The sequence below is a fragment of the Kribbella sp. NPDC000426 genome (assembly GCF_040300265.1).
GTDB lineage: Bacteria > Actinomycetota > Actinomycetes > Propionibacteriales > Kribbellaceae > Kribbella.
The window spans coordinates 169,496-186,834 of record NZ_JBEPDK010000007.1; the positions used below are offsets into that span (position 1 = coordinate 169,496).

Annotated in this window: 15 protein-coding genes; 7 read left to right on the top strand and 8 right to left on the bottom strand. The window is 69.3% G+C overall.

Annotated elements, in window-relative coordinates; translation table 11 throughout:
* The first annotated feature begins 188 nt into the window (after positions 1 to 188).
* From aspS to ABT313_RS32435, 5 genes are all read left to right on the top strand, one after another.
* A complete protein-coding gene (gene aspS, locus ABT313_RS32415) occupies positions 189 to 1,472 on the top strand; it encodes an aspartate--tRNA(Asn) ligase (protein ID WP_350861672.1) in 1,284 nt (427 codons plus the stop codon).
* A complete protein-coding gene (locus tag ABT313_RS32420) occupies positions 1,472 to 2,329 on the top strand; it encodes a phosphotransferase family protein (protein ID WP_350861674.1) in 858 nt (285 codons plus the stop codon). The genes aspS and ABT313_RS32420 overlap by 1 nt, the downstream gene beginning before the upstream one ends.
* 7 nt (positions 2,330 to 2,336) lie before the next feature.
* Entirely contained in the window at positions 2,337 to 3,560 is a 1,224-nt protein-coding gene (locus ABT313_RS32425) for a M20/M25/M40 family metallo-hydrolase (RefSeq protein WP_350861676.1), read from the top strand.
* A 6-nt stretch (positions 3,561 to 3,566) separates the two neighbouring features.
* Positions 3,567 to 6,131: an ATP-binding protein gene (locus ABT313_RS32430; RefSeq protein WP_350861678.1), complete on the top strand. Its 2,565-nt coding sequence runs from the start codon at positions 3,567 to 3,569 to the stop codon at positions 6,129 to 6,131.
* A 125-nt stretch (positions 6,132 to 6,256) separates the two neighbouring features.
* Positions 6,257 to 7,036, top strand: a complete 780-nt coding sequence (locus ABT313_RS32435) for an alpha/beta fold hydrolase (protein WP_350861680.1) — start codon at positions 6,257 to 6,259, stop codon at positions 7,034 to 7,036.
* Positions 7,037 to 7,079: 43 nt separating this feature from the next.
* Here ABT313_RS32435 and ABT313_RS32440 read toward each other — a convergent pair whose 3' ends face one another.
* The 5 genes from ABT313_RS32440 to ABT313_RS32460 all read right to left on the bottom strand — a co-directional run bounded on the left by ABT313_RS32440 (position 7,080) and on the right by ABT313_RS32460 (position 12,873).
* Positions 7,080 to 8,312, bottom strand: coding sequence for a serine hydrolase domain-containing protein (locus ABT313_RS32440; RefSeq protein WP_350861681.1), 1,233 nt, complete (start codon positions 8,310 to 8,312; stop codon positions 7,080 to 7,082).
* A 33-nt stretch (positions 8,313 to 8,345) separates the two neighbouring features.
* Positions 8,346 to 9,014 carry a DUF4097 family beta strand repeat-containing protein gene (locus tag ABT313_RS32445; RefSeq protein WP_350861682.1) on the bottom strand — a complete coding sequence of 223 codons (669 nt, stop codon included), beginning with the start codon at positions 9,012 to 9,014 and terminating at the stop codon, positions 8,346 to 8,348.
* 113 nt (positions 9,015 to 9,127) lie between these two features.
* The gene (locus ABT313_RS32450) at positions 9,128 to 9,598 is read right to left on the bottom strand and encodes a hypothetical protein (RefSeq protein ID WP_350861684.1); all 471 of its coding nucleotides are present in this window, start codon (positions 9,596 to 9,598) and stop codon (positions 9,128 to 9,130) included.
* A gap of 126 nt (positions 9,599 to 9,724) precedes the next feature.
* A complete protein-coding gene (locus ABT313_RS32455; RefSeq protein WP_350861686.1) occupies positions 9,725 to 12,001 on the bottom strand; it encodes an ATP-binding protein in 2,277 nt (758 codons plus the stop codon).
* A gap of 29 nt (positions 12,002 to 12,030) precedes the next feature.
* Entirely contained in the window at positions 12,031 to 12,873 is an 843-nt protein-coding gene (locus ABT313_RS32460) for an aminoglycoside phosphotransferase family protein (RefSeq protein WP_350861688.1), read from the bottom strand.
* Positions 12,874 to 12,943: 70 nt separating this feature from the next.
* On the opposite strand from ABT313_RS32460, the gene ABT313_RS32465 reads away from it, so the two are divergent.
* Positions 12,944 to 13,675 carry a DsbA family oxidoreductase gene (locus ABT313_RS32465; RefSeq protein ID WP_350861690.1) on the top strand — a complete coding sequence of 244 codons (732 nt, stop codon included), beginning with the start codon at positions 12,944 to 12,946 and terminating at the stop codon, positions 13,673 to 13,675.
* Positions 13,676 to 13,777: 102 nt separating this feature from the next.
* On the opposite strand, the gene ABT313_RS32470 is transcribed toward ABT313_RS32465, so the two are convergent.
* The gene (locus ABT313_RS32470) at positions 13,778 to 15,082 is read right to left on the bottom strand and encodes an RNA-guided endonuclease InsQ/TnpB family protein (RefSeq protein ID WP_350861692.1); all 1,305 of its coding nucleotides are present in this window, start codon (positions 15,080 to 15,082) and stop codon (positions 13,778 to 13,780) included.
* Between ABT313_RS32470 and ABT313_RS32475 the strand changes: the two genes are divergently transcribed.
* On the top strand, positions 15,064 to 15,636 hold the full coding sequence (locus ABT313_RS32475; protein ID WP_350861694.1) for a DoxX family protein: 573 nt from the start codon (positions 15,064 to 15,066) through the stop codon (positions 15,634 to 15,636). The two genes, ABT313_RS32470 and ABT313_RS32475, sit on opposite strands and share 19 nt — an antisense overlap.
* A 45-nt stretch (positions 15,637 to 15,681) precedes the next feature.
* Here ABT313_RS32475 and ABT313_RS32480 read toward each other — a convergent pair whose 3' ends face one another.
* Together ABT313_RS32480 and ABT313_RS32485 are read right to left on the bottom strand one after the other, a co-directional pair.
* Complete coding sequence (locus ABT313_RS32480; RefSeq protein WP_350861696.1) at positions 15,682 to 16,653, bottom strand: hypothetical protein; 972 nt, start codon at positions 16,651 to 16,653, stop codon at positions 15,682 to 15,684.
* A gap of 107 nt (positions 16,654 to 16,760) precedes the next feature.
* Positions 16,761 to 17,315 (bottom strand): hypothetical protein, encoded by a 555-nt coding sequence (locus ABT313_RS32485; RefSeq protein ID WP_350861698.1) that lies wholly within the window; start codon positions 17,313 to 17,315, stop codon positions 16,761 to 16,763.
* Positions 17,316 to 17,339: the final 24 nt, after the last annotated feature.

Consider the following 17,339-nt stretch of genomic DNA (forward strand, 5'->3'; position numbering starts at 1 on the left):
TACACCACGTCCGAGAGAGTCGCCGGTAGCTGTGAAGGCGGCACGTGGAGCGGTGGCGAAGACACTCCCGAGCGACTGCTGAGCAAGAGGCCGGGTCGGTCCGATCCGGCGAAGGTGTGGTGGCACCGCGAGATTCCCCTTCGCCCACACCTCCGGGGTTCGAGAAATGACCTGGAGGTGAAACAGCAATGCGCATTCTCAGCCATGAGATCCCCTCAGCAGTAGGCCAGTCCGTCACGGTGGCCGGCTGGGTGCACCGAAGACGACGGCTCGCAGCCGTCAGTTTCCTGATCCTGCGCGACCGGTCCGGCCTGGCCCAGATCGTCGTCAAGGGTTCCCAGGAGCAGTTGGACGAGCTGAGCGAGGAGACCGTTGTTCAGGTGACCGGCACGGTCGCCGCCAACCCGCAGGCTCCCGGCGGCGCGGAGATCGTCGACCCGGTGATCGAGCCGTTGACCGAACCGGCCGCGACACCGCCGATCGAGCTGTGGCGGCCGACGGTCGGCGCGGGACTTCCCGTCGTACTGGACAACGCGCCGGTTGCTCTGCGGCATCCGGTCGTCCGGGCCGGGTGGGAGATCGCCGCGGCGGCTCTGCACGGGTTCCGCGAGGCGTTGAGCAGTCAGGACTTCACGGAGATCCAGACGCCGAAGATCGTCGGTACGGCAACCGAGTCCGGCGCGAACGTCTTCGCGCTGGACTACTTCGGCGGACCGGCGTACCTCGCGCAGTCGCCGCAGTTCTACAAGCAGCAGATGGTCGGGGTGTTCGAGCGGGTCTTCGAGGTCGGTCCGGTGTTCCGGGCCGAGCCGCACGACACGGTCCGGCACCTCGCGGAGTACGTGTCGCTGGACGCGGAGTTCGGCTTCATCACCGACCACCGTGACGTGCTCGCCGTACTGCGGTCCACCGTCGCGGGCATGCTGGCTGCGGTCGGCGAGCGGGCCGGCGGGGCGTTGGAGCGGCTCGGGGTCGAGCTGCCGGAGATCCCGGTCGACGTACCGGTCGTGCACTTCAGCGAGGCGCTGAAGATCGCCGGCGCGGACCCGGACGAACCGGACCTGGCGCCGGCCGACGAGCGGGCGATCGGCGAGTGGGCGCGGCGCGAGCACGGCAGCGAGTTCGTCGCGGTCGAGGGCTACCCGATGGTGAAGCGGCCGTTCTACACGCATCCGCAGCCGTCGGACCCGCGCTGGTCGAACTCGTTCGACCTGCTGTTCCGCGGGGTCGAGCTGGTCACCGGCGGGCAGCGTCTGCACCGGTACTCGGAGTACGTCGCGGCGCTCGAGGCCCGGGGTGAGTCCGCAGACGCACCGGCGTACAGCTCGTATCTGCAGGCGTTCAAACACGGGATGCCGCCGCACGGCGGGTTCGCGATCGGGCTGGAGCGGTTCGTCGCGCGGCTGACCGGTGCGGAGAACGTCCGCGAGGTCACGCTGTTCCCCCGCGACCTGCACAGGTTGACGCCGTAGTGGACACCACCGAGTCGGTTGTCGCCGAGCTGAATGTTGCCCTAGGCACCGATTATCAGCTGGTGCGGCAACTGACCGGTGGGTTCCAGTCGGGTGCGTTCGAGCTGACCGGCGGCGTCGTGCTCAAGTGGACCGACGACCCCGGATGGGCAGCACGGGTACGGCGGGCGGACGAGCTCGTCCGCCGCGCCCGCGCGGCCGGTTACCCGACCCCTGCCTGGCTGACCGTGGGTACGACGGCCGCCGGGTCGCCGTACCAGCTGCAGGAGTTCGTCTCCGGTACGCCGGTTCGCGACTACTCGATGGTCGACGAGGCGCTCGCCCGCGAGCTGATCGCGATCTGCGAGCTGCAACGCGATCTGGTGCCCGAGGACGGGATCAGCTGGTCGGCGTGGTCGCGCGGCGTCGTCCTGGAGGGCTGGGACGGCGTCTGGGAACGCGTCAGCAAGTACGGCGGTGAGACCGACGAGCTGCTCCGCCGCTACGAGCTGCTGTGCCGGCCGTACCGCGACGAGGTCCTGCCGGACGACGACTTCGTCCACGGCGATCTGAACCTCGGCAACCTGATCGTCGAGGACGGGCGTGTCACCGGGATCGTCGATATCGAAGCGGCCGGCGCAGGCTCTCGTGCGTACGACCTGATCTCGCTGGCGACGTCGGCGGCCCGGGACGGCGCCGCGACCGGTGTGGACGAGCTGTTCGTGGAGGCGGCGCTGCGGGCCGGCGGACGGGCGACGGTCGCGCTGTGCGCCGGGGCGGCGTACGTGAGCATCGCCGAGTTCGTCCATGACCGGGTGGGATCGGCCGAACTGATCGAGTACGGCGCTCGGAGGGTCCTCGACCTGCTGGATGCATGATGTCCGCATGAGGAGTGAGGCCGAGCGGGCGGTGCTGGCGGCGATCGACGACGAGCGGATCGTTGCGGAGCTGCGCGAGCTGGTGCAGATTCCGAGCGTTGACGGGACCGCGGCCGAGGGCGTCGTACAGGCGTGGTGTGCGGAGCGCCTCGGGGTGCTCGGGGCGTCGGTTGATCACTGGCAGTTGGACCTGGAGGGGTTGACGTCCGACCCGGAGTTCCCGGGGATGGAGGTCGAGCGCGGCGAGGCCTGGGGTTGTGTCGGCGTACTGGGCGGGGAAGGGACGCCGGGGCTGATCTTCAACGGGCACGTGGACGTGGTCCCGGGTGATGCGTTCGAGGCGTCCGTCGAGGACGGCGTGATGTGGGGGCGCGGGACGTGCGACATGAAGGGCGGTGTCGCGGCGATCCTCGGCGCGATGGCCGCGATTGTTGCCTCTGGCATCCAGTTGCGCAAGCCGCTGGCCGTGCACACGGTGATCGGCGAGGAGGACGGCGGGCTTGGCGCGTTCGCGACGCTGCGGCGAGGCCATCGTGGCGAGGCGTGCCTGATCGCGGAGCCGACCGCGGGAGCGGTGATCCCCGCCAACGCCGGCTCCTTGACGTTCCGGCTGGAGGTGCCGGGGCTGGCCACGCACGGCTCGACGCGCAGTCGCGGGGTGAGCGCGATCGAGAAGTTCACCGTGATCCAGACCGCGCTGCAGAAGCTGGAGGCCGCGCGCAACGCCGATCCGCATCCGCTGCTCGCGCACCTCGACCTCGCCAACCCGCTGTCCGTCGGGACGGTGGCGGCCGGCGACTGGGCGAGCACCGTGCCCGACCGGCTGATCGCCGAGGGCAGGTACGGCGTACGCCTGGGCGAACCGGTCGACGAGGCGCGCAAGGCGTTCGAGGACGCGATCGCCGGCATCGAGGACGACTGGCTGCGCGATCATCCGGTGAAGGTGAGCTGGCCCGGTGGCGCGTTCGCGTCGGGGGTCCTGCCGGATGGTGACCCGCTGCTCACCGATACCGTGCAGACTGTGATCGACACGGGTACGCCGGCCCCCGAGGTCCGGGGCGCGCCATACGGCTCGGACCTCCGGCTGTACGCCGCAACGGGCATCCCGACGCTGCAGTACGGGCCAGGCGATGTTCGGTACGCCCACGCCGCGGACGAGCACGTGGTGCTGGCCGACGTACTCCATGCTGCCCGGGTCTACGCCCTTCTCGCTGTCCGTCGCTGCGGCTGATCCACGGTGGCACCGCTGCGGGGACGGTCCCGGGAGCTCGGACAGCTCCTGGACGCGCTGCGTTCGGCCGGCAACGGTCGCGCTTCGCTTGCCGTCGTCAGTGGTGAGCCCGGGATCGGCAAGTCGGCGCTGCTGGCCGCCGCGGTCGAGCAGGCTGAGCGGCAGGGCTTCCTGGTCGCCAGTGCGGCCGCACACCAGAACGACAACATCAGCCCGCTCGCGTCTCTCGCACCTGCTCTGCGCGCCGGCGCGGAGCCGCTGATCGGCACCGAGGACTTCCTCGAGCTGGCGTCCCTCAACACCCAGCCACTCTGGCTGGCCGAGCGCCTCGCAGACCTGATCGGGCGCCGACTGGCCGGCAACCGCACGCTGATCGTGCTGGACGATGCCCAGTGGTCCGATCCGCTGACTGCCTTCGTACTGCGGGTCGCGATCGCCCGTCTGTCGGCCGCCAAGCTGCTCTGGCTGCTCGGCAGCCGTCCGGGCACCATGACCGACCAGCTGATCGAGGCGGTCGGCGACCAGGTCCCGGTCCACCACCTCCCGCTTCAGCCTCTCACCGCGGACGCCATCCAGGACCTCGCCGCGGACCGGCTGGATCACTCGGTCGACCCAGCTCTCGCCGTCCAGCTCGCCGGTGTGCAGGGCATCCCGTTCCTCGCCGAGCAACTGGTCGCCGGACTGTACCTGGGCGATGCCACAGCCTCCGGCCCGCTTCCCGCAGGTCTGATCGAAGGTGTACGCCGTCGGACCAGCGGTCTGTCCGAGCTGAGCCGTGACCTGGTCCGGACCGCTGCTGTCTTCGGCAGCGAGTTCCGCCTCGAGGACGTCGCCGTACTGATGGCTGCCCCGGTAGCACGACTAGCAGCGCCGTTGGAGGAGGCGATCCAGGCCGCTCTGCTGACGGACGCCGGTTCGGTACTGCGGTTCCGCCATGAGCTGCTGCGGTCGGCTGCACTGGCCGACGTACCGCCATCTGCTCAGCGGGCGTTGCATGGCGCGATTGCGAACCAGCTGATGTCTGCGGGACGCGGTGCGGCTGCTGCGGCGCCGCATGTCCTCGCGGTCGCGCAGTCCGGTGATGTGGCTGCCATCTCTACCCTGCGCGACGCCGCACGCGACCTGCTGGCGACGATGGCGACCACCGCTGCGGAGATCATCCATGACGCGTTCGACCTGACCCGAGTGGACGATCCGCTGCGTGCTGAGGTCGGTGTGGAGGTGGTGAGCATCCTGCTCACCGCACGGCAGTACGACCGGGCCAAGGCGTTCGCCGACGACCTGCTCAGCGGTACGGCGCTGTACCTCGGCCCGGTGTCCCCTGAGCTACGGTCGACGATCCGGCTGCTCTTCGCGCCGTACCAGTGGGCCGGCCGGCGTCTCGACGTACAGGAGCTCGCCGGCGACGACCCGCGGCTCGCTGCCTACCGTGCACTGGCTGGAGCAGACCTCCCAGGGCCATCGGATGACCCGGTGGCGCAGGCGGTTCTCCAGGTGGCTGCTGCGGAGCGGGCGCGTGCCGAGGGCAGGTACGCCGACGCCCGCGACCTGTACGCCGCCGCACGGCAAGCTCCCGAGACTGGTCTCGGGAGCTTGCCCGACACGCTGATTGAGGTCGGTGAGCTCTACTGCCGGGCCGAGACCGACGAGTTACCAGCTGCTCTGGAGCGAGTCCGCGAGCTGATGACAGCAGGTGAGTCCTGGTGGGCGCCGCAGCTCGCAGTGCTCCGAGCGCGCCTCGAGTACGCCGCCGGCAACCTGCAGGAGGCGGAGAGCGCCGCCAACTCCGGTCTGCGCTGGATGGACCAGTTGCACGACCGGAGCCTGGCTCCGGCAGCGGACCAGGTGCTCGCCCTCATCGCACTGGCCCGCGGTCACCTGACCCAGGCCAGGAAGCTGGCCGGGGGCGACCCGACCATCACCACCTTGCTGGCGATCGCAGACGGCGATACGAAAGCCGTCCGTCGCCTGGCTGTCACCCGGCATGACTTCCCCGACCGGATCACGCTGTTGCTGCAGGCCGATGCCGCAGCCGAATTGGCACGGCTCAGTCCGTCCGCAGCGAGCCGCGGCGCACTCGCGGTCGTGGCTGCGGGCAACGATGTCACTGAATTGCTGGAGGCTGTTGAAGTGGTACGTACTGCGAACCGACCCCTGCTGCTCGCCCTGGCCGAAGAACGCCTCGGCCGAGCCGCGCTGGCGGCCGGTGATCGCCAGACCGGTGTCCCGGCGCTGGAGCGAGCGCTGGACAGTCTGACCGCTCTGGGCGCGACCGCGCCGGCCGGGCGGATCCAGGCGGTACTGCAGGCAGCCGGAGTACGCCGACGACGATGGGCCGCCGTACCGCCGCGAGCGCAGGAGGGGTGGGAGGCGCTCACTCCGATGGAGCGCCGGGTCGCACTGCTGGTGTCCGAGGGACACACGAACCGGTCTGCGGCCGAGGAGCTGGTGCTGTCGGCCAGCACGGTCGGGACGCACCTGCGGGCGGTGTTCGGCAAGCTGGGGGTCAACTCGCGGGTCCAGCTGACCCGTCTGGTGCTGGAGCGGTTCGGCCCTCCCCCGAACGCATGAGATTCGGGTGCACCGGCGGCGCCGACCGCGTGATCCGGTGCCGGCAGGTTCACCTGTTCGCTCGATCCGGCGGATAGGCGTTCAGCGGTTTCCTTCAACCAAGCAACCACGAAGGGAACCTGGAAATGAAACTCCGTCACCTGGTCGCAGTCGCCGCCGCGGCGGTTGTCACGCTGGCCGGCGTCACGACCGCGAGCGCCCAGACCGAGCACAAGCCGAAGCCGACCATCGTTCTGCTGCACGGCGCGTTCGCCGATGCGGCGAGCTGGTCCGACGTCACCGCCCGGCTCCAGCGCGACGGGTACACCGTCGTCGCGCCCGCCGTGCCGCTGCGTGGGCCCGCCTCGGACACGACGTACCTGCAGGGTGTGCTGAACTCGATCCCCGGTCCGAAGGTGCTCGTCGGGCACTCGTACGGCGGTGCACTGGTCAGCGAGCTGGCCGGGACGAGCGGCGTGAAGTCGCTGGTGTACGTCGCGGCGTTCATCCCGCAGGCCGGTGAGACGATCGGGGCGCTGAACGCGAAGTACCCGGGGAGTGAGCTCGGGCCGGACACGACCAGCACGATCGCCTACCCGGGCGGTGTGGACCTGGTGGTGAAGCCGGAGTCGTTCCACGAGGTGTTCTCGGCCGACCTGCCGGCGCGGCAGGCCGCAGTACTCGGGGCGTCGCAGCGGCCGATCAACGCAGCGGCCTTCGACGAGAAGATCGAGTCGACGGCACCCGCCGGGCTTCCGAAGTACGCCGTGATCCCGACCGGCGACCACGCGATCGCACCGGCCGCGGAGCGCTTCATGGCCCAGCGCGCGCACGCCACGATCGTGGAGGTGCCCGGTGCGTCGCACCTGGTCGCACTGTCCCACTCGAGCACGGTCGCCCGCGTCATCGAGCAGGCAGCCCGCTGAAACAGCCGCCGGCCGGACCGCTCAGCGGTCCGGCCGGTTGCTGCTAGATGGCCTGGTACAGCGTGGTCCAGAAGTCGCCCGCGAGCTGCACCGCGGACGGCACCGTCGTACCGACCTGGGTGAGCAGGATGCCGACGACCTGGTTGACCGGGTCGGCGTACGTCGACGTCCCGGCGCCGCCGTCCCAGCCGAACTGACCGATCGGTGCGTAGTCGCCTCGGTAGGTGCGGACTGCCATCCCATAGCCCCAGCCGCCCTGCTGTCCCTGGCCGAACGAGATGTGCACGTTGTCCCGGGCCAGCGTCTCGCGTGCAGCCAGCACCTCGGGGGTGAGGCTGTTGCTGGTCATCAGCTCCACTGCAGGCTTGGACAGGATCTGCTCGCCGTTGTGCACGCCGTGGTTGAGCAGCATCCGGAAGTACGCGTGGTAGTCGTCAGCGGTGGAGTTCAGCCCGCCGCCACCGCCCTGGAACGCCGGCGGAGCGCTGTGCCGGCCGCCCTCCGCCTCGTCCCACACCTGGAACTCGCCGGTCGCCGGGTCCGGCGCGTACAGCGGGGGCAGGCGGTCGATCTGGTCGCCCGGTACCCAGAACCCGGTGTCCTTCATCCCGAGCGGCTCGAAGATCCGCTCGCGCAGGAACTCGTCGTACGACTGACCGGTGACTCTGGAGACCAGGACGCCGACGAGGTCGCTGCTGATCTGGTACTGCCAGCGCTCGCCGGGCTGGTACATCAGCGGAAGCGTGCCGAGCCGGCGCATCCATTCGTCCGGCTCGGGCATCGGCACCGGCCCGTTCGGCGTGATGCCCTGCTCGAACAGGGCGGCCATGATCGGCGTACCGATCATCGTCATGTCCATGCCGAGCCCGAACGTCGAGGTGAGCACGTCCCGGACCGTGATCGGCCGCTTCGCCGGCACGGTGTCGTCCACCGGGCTGTCGATCCGGGTCAGCACCTGCCGGTCGGCGAGCTCGGGCAGCCACGGCTCGACCGGGTCGTCGAGCCGCAGCCGGCATTCGTCGAGCAGCACCATCGCGGCCGAGATCGAGACCGGCTTGGACGTCGACGCCATCCGGAAGATGGTGTCGCGCTGCATCGGCGCGCCGCCACCTTCCGGCTGGTGGCGCATGGTCCCGAGCGTCTCGACGTGCGGCTCACCGTCGCCGCGGCTGACCAGGGCGACGAGGCCGGGGATCTTCCCGGAGTCGACGTGCCGGGCGAGTACGTCGTGCAGCCGGCGCAGACCCGCTTCGGTGAAGCCGTTGGAGGTGGACATCGTGGTGTGCTCCTTCGATCGAGAAATGAAAGCTCAGAGGCTTCGGGCGACGATGTTGCCGACGGTGGTGGTCGCGCGGATGGTGAGCTGCGCGCCGCTGCCCTCGGCGTTCTTGAGTGCGTTGTCGATCCGGCCGGTGGTGGTACCGGCGTTCAGCGAGGCCGAGACGCCGGCGGCGGCGCCGACCTCGATCTCGCCGACGTCGGTGCGCAGTTCGAGCGCGCCGGCGGCGGCCTCGGCGATCCGGATGTCGCCCTTGCTGGTGCGAATCTCCGCAGGCCCGTTGAGGCGGCCGATCGAGACGTCACCGGCGGTCAGGGTGAGGCGGGCGCTCGCGACGTCCTCGAGGTCGATCGAGCCGTGCGCGCTGTTGATCGCCACGTCGCCGAGCCGTCCGGTCGACCGGAGCTCGGAGCTGGCGACCTTGACCTCGACCTGGGAACCGGCCGGCAGCTGGACGGTGACGGCCACGGATCCGGACGGACCGAAGTACTGGTTCTTGGCCGGGATCTCGACCCGCAGCACGCCGGCGTCGTACCCGACCTGAGCCGACTCGGCAGCCTTGACGTCGCGGCTCTTCGACGGGTCCGCGGGGACGACCTCGACCGAGGTCTCGGCGGCGGCGCCGGCGACGATCCGGATCGGGCCGGCGGGGATGTCGAGGACTGCGGAGATCGGCTCGGGGGTGTTGAAAGTAGACATTGTCGTGCCTTTCGGATTCGTTTGAGTTGTTCGACTGGGACTAGCTTCGAAGACTGCCCTGACACCGGGCCGTCGCCGTGCTGACACGGCCTCTGACACGGGCGGCCTGCCTGTCAGCAGCCCAGGCGGTCGGCGATCACAGCCAGGACCTGCGCCAGATCACGGGCCATCCGGGACCGCAGACCGAGCTCGGCGATACCTGGCGCGAACCCGGGGTGGTCGGTCAGCACCCGGTGGACGCGGTGGCTGACCAGAGTGCCGTCGGGTACGCCGGTGGCGGTGTGCACTCCGGCGTACCAGCTCTGTACTGCGAGCCTGGCGTGGTCCACGTAGATCTCCACCGGCTCGACCTGTCCCGCCAGCTCGGCGCGGTACCGGCCCGCAGTACCGACGACGGTCATCGCGCCCTGCCGGGCCGCCGACGCTCTGGCCAGCACCAGCAGGTTGTCGTCGCCGACCCGTCCCTCGCCGACCGCGAGCAGCAACTCGGCAACCGCGGCTACTGGTGCAGGCACTGTGCCTTGCACTTCCCACAGCGTGGGCAGCGCATCGAGTTCGGCGAGGAGCGACGGCGTCTTGTCCATGGCCCAGAGCCTGGCCGAGGCGAACGTGCCGGGACCACCTGTGCTGGCCCCACCGGGACGGCGGAACATGGTCTGACCTGCGCCTTTGCTCTCTCGAACAGCTGTCCCGGGACGGGACGGGACACCTCAAGAGACGCGGGACAAACCCGAACGCGCGTCTGGCACCAGATAGTCGAGGCCGTGAGCAGTGGCGAGTTCCAGCGCCTCCTGGAAGTGCAGGGCAGCGGTGTCCCGATCGCCGGTGGCCAGACAGGCCTCGGCGTACGGCAGATGGACGCGGGCGAGCCGATCCGGCTCACCGGCCAGCTCGAGGATCGCGACCGCCTCAGCGTGCCTCGCCGCTGCCTCCTCCGCGCGACCGAGGTGAAGTAGCGCCACAGCTACGTCGGCGAGGCTGATCGCCTCGAAGAACGCGTGATGGGTGACCTGGTTGAGTGCGACGGCCTGTTCGGCGAGGTCAAGCGCGCTCTGCGCGTCTCCCAGGCCCAGCGCGGCCTGGCCGAGCACCTCCAGGCACACGCGGGCTGTCTGACGGTCGGTCTCCCTGGTCATCTCCAGCACGTCAGCGGCGACCTCACGAGCAGCCGCGTAGTCGCCCAAGCTCAGCAGGGCATGGCTGAGGCTGCTGCGCAGTCGGTCGCGTACGGCGGACTCGTGCGGCGGCACCAAGGACACAGCACGCTCCAGCAGCTCCACAGCGCCTGCAGCGTCAGCGAGCTCCTCCCGGACCTCGCCCTGCTGGAACAGCGACATGGCCTCGCCGACGACATCTCCTTCGGCAGCCATCAGCACGCGGGCCGTCTCGAGGTCCGTCATAGCGTCGTCCAGCCTGCCCATCCGCAACAGCAAGCTGCCCAGCAGGTACCGGTGCGAGGCGAGCACGCGCCTGTCACCGAGCCGCTCGGCAGCGGGCAAGGTGACTTCGAGACCTTCGCGCAGCTGCACCGAACCGCCACGTCGCGCATGAGCCATCGTGGCGAGCTGTCCGAGCCCCACCGACGCCGCGTCGATCCCCAACTGCACGGTGAGCGCAAACGTCGCCGTGAGGTTGTCCCACTCGGTATCGAGCCAGCCGATGGCCATGTCCTGGTCGGCGAGCTCGGGCAGCGCGGACGGCGGGTGCAGCACGGTGACCGGGAGCGGGATCAGGATCTGGATCCGCTTCTTCACAGTCAGCATGCAGCTCAGGTAATAGTCGGCCAGCCGGGCGATCGCCGGTCCTGGGTCGGCAGTCGGGTCGTCGGCGCGGGCAGCCTGCCGGAGCAAGTCATGCATCCGGTAGCGCCCCGCGGCCGGCTCCTGGACCAGATGGACGTCGACCAGGTCTTCGAGCAACGAGCGGGCGTTGGCCAGCGGGATGCCCGCCAGCGCGGCCGCGGCGTACGCGTCGATGTCCTCGCCGGGGACCAGGCCAAGCAGACGGAACATGCGTCGCTGGGCCGGGTCCAGCTGTCGCAGTGACATCTCGAAGACGTCCGACACTGCCAGGTCGCCCTCGCGGAGCCGCTCCACCAGGGTGTGAAGCGTCCACGCGGGCCGGTGCCGGAGTCGCGCTGCCGCGACCCGGATGGCGAGCGGCAGGTTCCCGCAACGACGCAGTACTTCGTTGACGTCGCCAGGCCGCGATCCGCCCGCGGACTCGACGAACAACTGCGCCGCGTCCTCGCTGGGCAGCACGTCGAGCGAGATCGGCTGTACGCCGTCCAGCTGCACCATGCGGCGCCGGCTGGTGATGACAACGAAGATCTGACCTGCACCGGGCAGCAGGTCGCGTACATGGTCGGCGTCTGCGGCGTTGTCCAGCAGTACGATCGCGCGCCGGGTTGCGAGCTCAGAACGCCACAGCGCGGCCCGCTCCGCAAGCCCTTCAGGGATCCGGCCCGGCGGCAACGCCAGTGCCGACAGCAGCACACGCAGCGCCTCGGCCGGTTCCACACGCTCTCTTCCCGGAGTGAAGCCGTGCAGGTCCAGGTAGAACTGCCCGTCGGGGAACTGCGTGGTCAGCAGGTGCGCAGCGTGTACTGCGAGCGCGGACTTGCCCACTCCGCCCATTCCGTCGATCGCCACAACCGACGTGGTCCGGGCAGCATCCAGTAGTGCGGACAGCTCGGCTCCGCGTCCGGTGAAGGCTGTGACGTCGTGCGGAAGGTCATTGCGCACAGGCGCAGGAGAAGCCGTCAGCGGTCCGTCCTTGGCACGCTCCCACGGCTCGCGCAGCGGTCGCGGATCGCGACCGGCGGCCTTACAGAGCGCCACGACGGTCGGCCAGGGCGGCACAGCCTGCCCGGAGAAGTACCGCGAGAGCGAAGAACTGCTGGCGCCGATGTCGCGGGCGAGGTCACGCAGGCTCCGTCCGGTCAGGTCGCGCAGCTGTGACAGCTGCCCCGCCAACTCATCGCGCACCCTCAGCCCTTCGCCGGAAATTCCCCGTATTACAGCAGGCGTGCGAGGGCTGCCCGTCCGGCCGGTCCCCAGTGGGTCTTACCGCCGGGGATGCCTTTCTCGCCGTTGATGCCCATCGCGATCAGGAACAGCGCGCGCATGACGGCCCACCCGCGCGCCCGTCGTACCGTCGCCTCGTCGGCCGGGTAGCGCTCGAAGAACCGGTCGGCAGCACCGTCCGGGAGCAGGATCCAGGCAGCCGCCAGGTCGGTGGCCGGGTCGCCGGTGCCTATCTCCTCGAAGTCCACCACACCGGCAAGCGTGCCATCGGCAACGACCACGTTGGCCGGGTGCAGGTCGCCGTGCAGCCACAGTCGGGGGCCGTCCCACGCGGGGGCCGTCGCGGCGTCCTCCCAGACCGCCCTGAGCTCGTCACGGCGCCCGACGTACTCCTGGACCTCCGGGAAGCCCAGGCCCGGCGGCAGATCGCACCGGTCGCTGGCCGGTGCATCCGTCGGCGCCTCGACGTGGAGTGCAAGCAGGAAGTCGGCGAGTACGTCGGCCGCGGCCGGATCGGTGACCGGTGCGTGCTCTGCAGGTGTTCCGTGGACCCAGGTGGTGATCAGCCACGGGTTGGGGAAGCGGTCCGACGGTTCGCAGAGGCGGACCGGGGCAGGCACCGGTAGCGGGAGGCGAGCGGCCAGCTCAGGCATCCACTGGTGCTCCTTGCGAAGCGACGCGGGCGATCCGTGGTCGCGGGGCATCCGGACGGCCAGGTCCTCGCCGAGGCGCCACATCTGGTTCCCCCAGCCGCCGACGACCTCCTTCAGCTCCAGGTCGGCCAGGTCCGGGTGCTGCTCTTTCAAGAGGGTCCGCACGAGTTCGTCGTCCATAGGGCGTCAGACGCGTCACACCAGTGCCTGGTTGGGAATAGGTCCACACAGTGGTCAGTTGCCGACAGATATGCGTATTGATGTGTGGTCCGACGTCGTCTGCCCGTGGTGCTACATCGGGAAGCGTCGGCTCGAGGAGGCGCTGGCCTCCAGTGGCGAGACCGCGACTGTGGTCTGGCACAGCTTCCAGCTCGACCCCTCGTCGACGAACGACGACCCGCGGGACCTGGCCACCCGGCTGGGCGAGAAGTACGGCCGCGGCCGCGACTGGGCCCTACAGGCCAACGCCCACGTCACCGGGATCGCCGCAGAGGTCGGTCTGGAGTACCACCTCGACCAGGCGAAGCCGGCCAACACCGTCGACGCGCACCGGTTGCTCCACCTCGCTCGCGACCTCGAAGAGGCCGGTGAGGTGCCCGCCGAGACCCAGGGTCGCCTCAAGGAGCGCCTGCTCAAGGCGTACTTCACCGACGGCCTCCCGGTCGGTGACCACGCCACGCTGACAGAGCTGGCCACGGAGGCCGGTCTGCCCACGGAGCAGGTGCGTGAGGTGCTCGCGAGTACGACGTACACCGACGACGTCGCCGCGGACCAGGCACAGGCCCTGGCGTACGGCGCGAACGGCGTACCGTTCTTCGTCATCGACGAGAAGTACGGCGTGAGCGGTGCCCAGCCTGTGGAGGTGTTCCAGGAAGCACTGCGCCGGGCGAGCGCCGACCGGAAGCCCGTGACCCTCATCACCGCCCCGGGCGCGACAACCGACGGTGACGCCGCGTGCGGCCCGGACGGCTGCCCGATCTGACCATCCGCATCAGCGGTGGGTACCGGAAGTCGCACAAACCGTGGTGTATGAAGGAGGCTTGACGTCCTCCCGGCCTTGGAGACTACCGGGATTCCAACCGTGCTACACGGAGGCAGCGAGTTGCGGTTCACGCTTCGCAGACCGGCTAACACCGAGGTCTCTGCGTGCTGTCACGGCCCGTCCGGCCGCAATAGTGCGTACTGCGATGTTGCGTGCCGCATTCACGTCAGCATTCGCGGCGTAACCGCAGGATCGGCACCGGAAGACGGCTTGGCTCTCGCGCGCCTCCCGATCCACAGTTCCACACCGCGAACACGTTTGACTGGTATAGGCAGGGTTGATTTTCACGACCCTTCCCGGCGCCTTTTGCTCCAGGCGTCGTACGAGCATGCCCCAAGCGTTGGCCATAATGCCCCGGTTCAGACCCGCCTTCTGCCGCACATTCCGGCCGGGCTTCTGGATGGTGCCTCTGGCAGACCGGGCCATCTGCGTGATGCGGAGGTCCTCGACACCCAGCACGTCGAACCTGCGCGCCAGATCCGTAGAGGTCTGCTCTGTCCAGTTCTGTCGCCGATCCACTTCCCGGGCCTTGAGCTTGGCGATGGCAGCCCGCAGATTCGCCCGACGGTGCGACCCACGTTGTGCGCGGGCGAGTCGGCGTTGCAGTCGCAACAACCGCGCCCGCTCGGTGCTACTGAGCCCCGGAGCCTTCAGGAGCTCACCTGTCGACAACGCCGCCGACACCACGACACCGCGGTCGATCCCGACCACACCGGTCCCGTGCACCTCAATGTGGTCCGGGATCACAGCGAAGGCGAGGTGCCAGCGCCCGGCGCGATCCCGAGCGACCCGGTACGACTTTGCGTTGGGCAATGCCCGCGACAGCCGGAACCGGACCCATCCCACCTTCGGCACGAGAGCCCGGCCCCACTTTCGCGACAGTCGCTCCACGCGCTGCGCCTGGCGACCGACAATGCGGAACCCTTCGTGCCGCCCAGCTCGGCGCCAGGTCGGGCGACGGTGCGTGCCGTTGTAGAAGTTGCTGACGGCCTGCTGAAAGTCCCGCAGTGCCTGCTGCTGGACAGTCTGCGACCCGGCCCGCAACCACTCGGTCTCGGCGCGGGCCGCGGTCAGCTGCGCAGACTGCGCGCCATACCCAGGCGCCGCGGCACGGCCCGGTCGCCACATCGACCACTGCTCCAAGGCGAGGTTCCACACGAACCGCGCATGTTCGCACAGCCTGAAGAGACCAGCCTCCTGCTCCGGAGTAGGCGCGAGACGGAACCTGGACACGAAAGGAACCCTGCCATGCGTCACCGACAGTTTTCGGAGCGTGCCAGAGCGCTCCAGACTTTCCCCAAACGACCGGAATTCCTCGGGAGGAAACGATGACTGTCGTGCGCGCACTGGCCAGGCCGTTGCTGTCCGTCATTTTCGTCGCGCAAGGCGCGAACGCGATCCGCAACCCCGAGCCGCTGGTACCGAAGGCGCAGCCGGTCACGGACCGGCTGGTGCCGATGGTGAAGCGGGTCGCGCCGCCGCAGGTCAGCGACCGGCTCCCTGACACGACCGCCAACCTGGTCCGGCTGAACGGCGCGGTCCACGTGCTCGGCGGTCTCGCACTGGCGACCGGCAAGGGCCGTCGCCTCGGAGCGTCGCTGCTGGCGGCCTCGCTGGTGCCGACGACGCTCGCCGGCCACCCGTTCTGGCTGGAGAAGGACAAGACCGTCCGCAACCAGCAGCGCATCCAGTTCATGAAGAACCTGGGCATCCTGGGCGGTCTCCTGCTCGCCGCGGTCGACACCGAGGGCAAGCCGGGCGTCGCCTGGCGGGCCACCCACGGCGCGAAGGCGGCGAAGCGCGAAACCAAGCGCGGAGCAAAGGCCGCCAAACGCGAAGCCAAACAACTCGCCCACGAGGCCAAGCAGGCCGCCAAGCTGGCCAAGGCCGAACTCTCCTGAAGAGTGGCCCAGGGGTTACCTGGGCCACTCTCTACAGCTGGGCGATCAGCCCTTCTGGACGCCACCGGCGGTGAACTCGTAGGTGGTGTCGTTGATGGTCAGCGAGCGGATCGCGCCGTGCCAGGCGTTGTCGCGGCCCTTGCCGACGCCGGCCGAGATGAACTTGGCGTTGGAGCCCAGGACGGCCAGTGCGTCGTCCAGGGTGCAGCGAGCGCCGTTCAGGCCGCAACGCGACGGGTCGGCGTTGAACCAGGAGCCGGTGAAGCCCCAGTGCTTACCGCTGTCGGCCGCCGCGTCGATCTTCGTCCAGGCGTTCGAGGCCGAGTTGTCCGGCGAGTAGACCAGCGTGGTGTAGGTCGCCGCGTCGGTCGGGTTGGCGATCTCGAACTTGATCGACGGCATGTTGCCCGCGATCGCGCTGTTCTCGCCGGTCTGGAACACCTCGTACCCGACCTTGGTGAGCGAGAACGCCTTACCCGCGAAGTCGGCCTCGTTGCCCCACGTGATCGCGTCCGCGGCGGACGGGACGTTGAAGTTCAGACCCTCGCCGGACGAGGACTGGCCCAGCTCGGCGCGGGCGTTGCCGACCGTGTTCCGGAAGATCTCGCCCCAGTTCTTCAGGTACGACGGCGACTGCGGCAGGCTGTCGATCTTCGTCAGGGCCTCGGTGGCCTTGGAGTCGGCGGCGTTCGCCTTGGCCGTCGCCGAGTCGGCCGTGGACTTCGCGACGGTCGCGGTACTGATCGTCTTGTTGATGTTGGCCCGGAAGTCCGAGCCCATCTTCGACCACGGCAGGGTGTTGTCCAGGACGTCCCAGCCGCCGATCGACTTGTCCTTGATCTTGTAGCTGTCCACCGCGCCGGTCTGGATCTGCGTGGCGCCGACCGAGTTCGCGGGCAGCGGCAGCGGTGCGTAGGCCGTCGGGGCCGCCGCGGCACCACCGCTCAGGCTCACGACCGTCGCAACCGCTGCGACCCCCAGGACTGCCGCACGGGCGGCACCGATGTACTTACGCATGTTGCTTTCCCTCCGTGGATGCCCGGCCCCCAGGACCGGTTCGCCGGACGCCGGGACTCGAACCCGGTAGATGCCTCTGGCAACCAACGCCAGCGCCCGCCCTACTGTCAGAAGGTGGCTTCAGCTGTCACCTTGTCGTACGCACCCGACCGGAGCAGGTTCGCGGCACCGTCGACGGTGTTCAGGCACTCCACCGCCTCCTGCTGACCCGCCTCCAGCTCGTTGCTGGTGCACTGCATGTTCCCGACGACCTGGTTCCCCTTGAGGAACTTGATCGAGAAGATCGCGGTGCTGGTGGACTTGCTGACGTTCGTCACCGTGCCCGTGACGCTGGTGCCGATGTACTCGGTGAACTTCAACTTCCACCCGGCGTCGAGTTGGTGCTTGCCGATGGTGAACGCCTTGCCGACCTGGACCGGACGCGGCTCGTTGCGGGCCAGGGCGGAGCCGGGCTTGCTCGAGGCGGCCGGGTCGGAGCCGCCGCCGCTCGAAGCCACCGAGATGACGATGATCAAGGCGATCAGGCCGACGAAGGGAAGGACCACGAAGTTGCGGAACTTGTGCGTCTTCTTCCGCTCGACGTAGACGACCTGGGCCGGCTGCTGAGGCTGCTGACCCGGGTACTGCGTCTGGTTCGGGCCTTGCGGGTACTGCTGCGACATCTGGAAATCCCCCCTTGTGAAGTA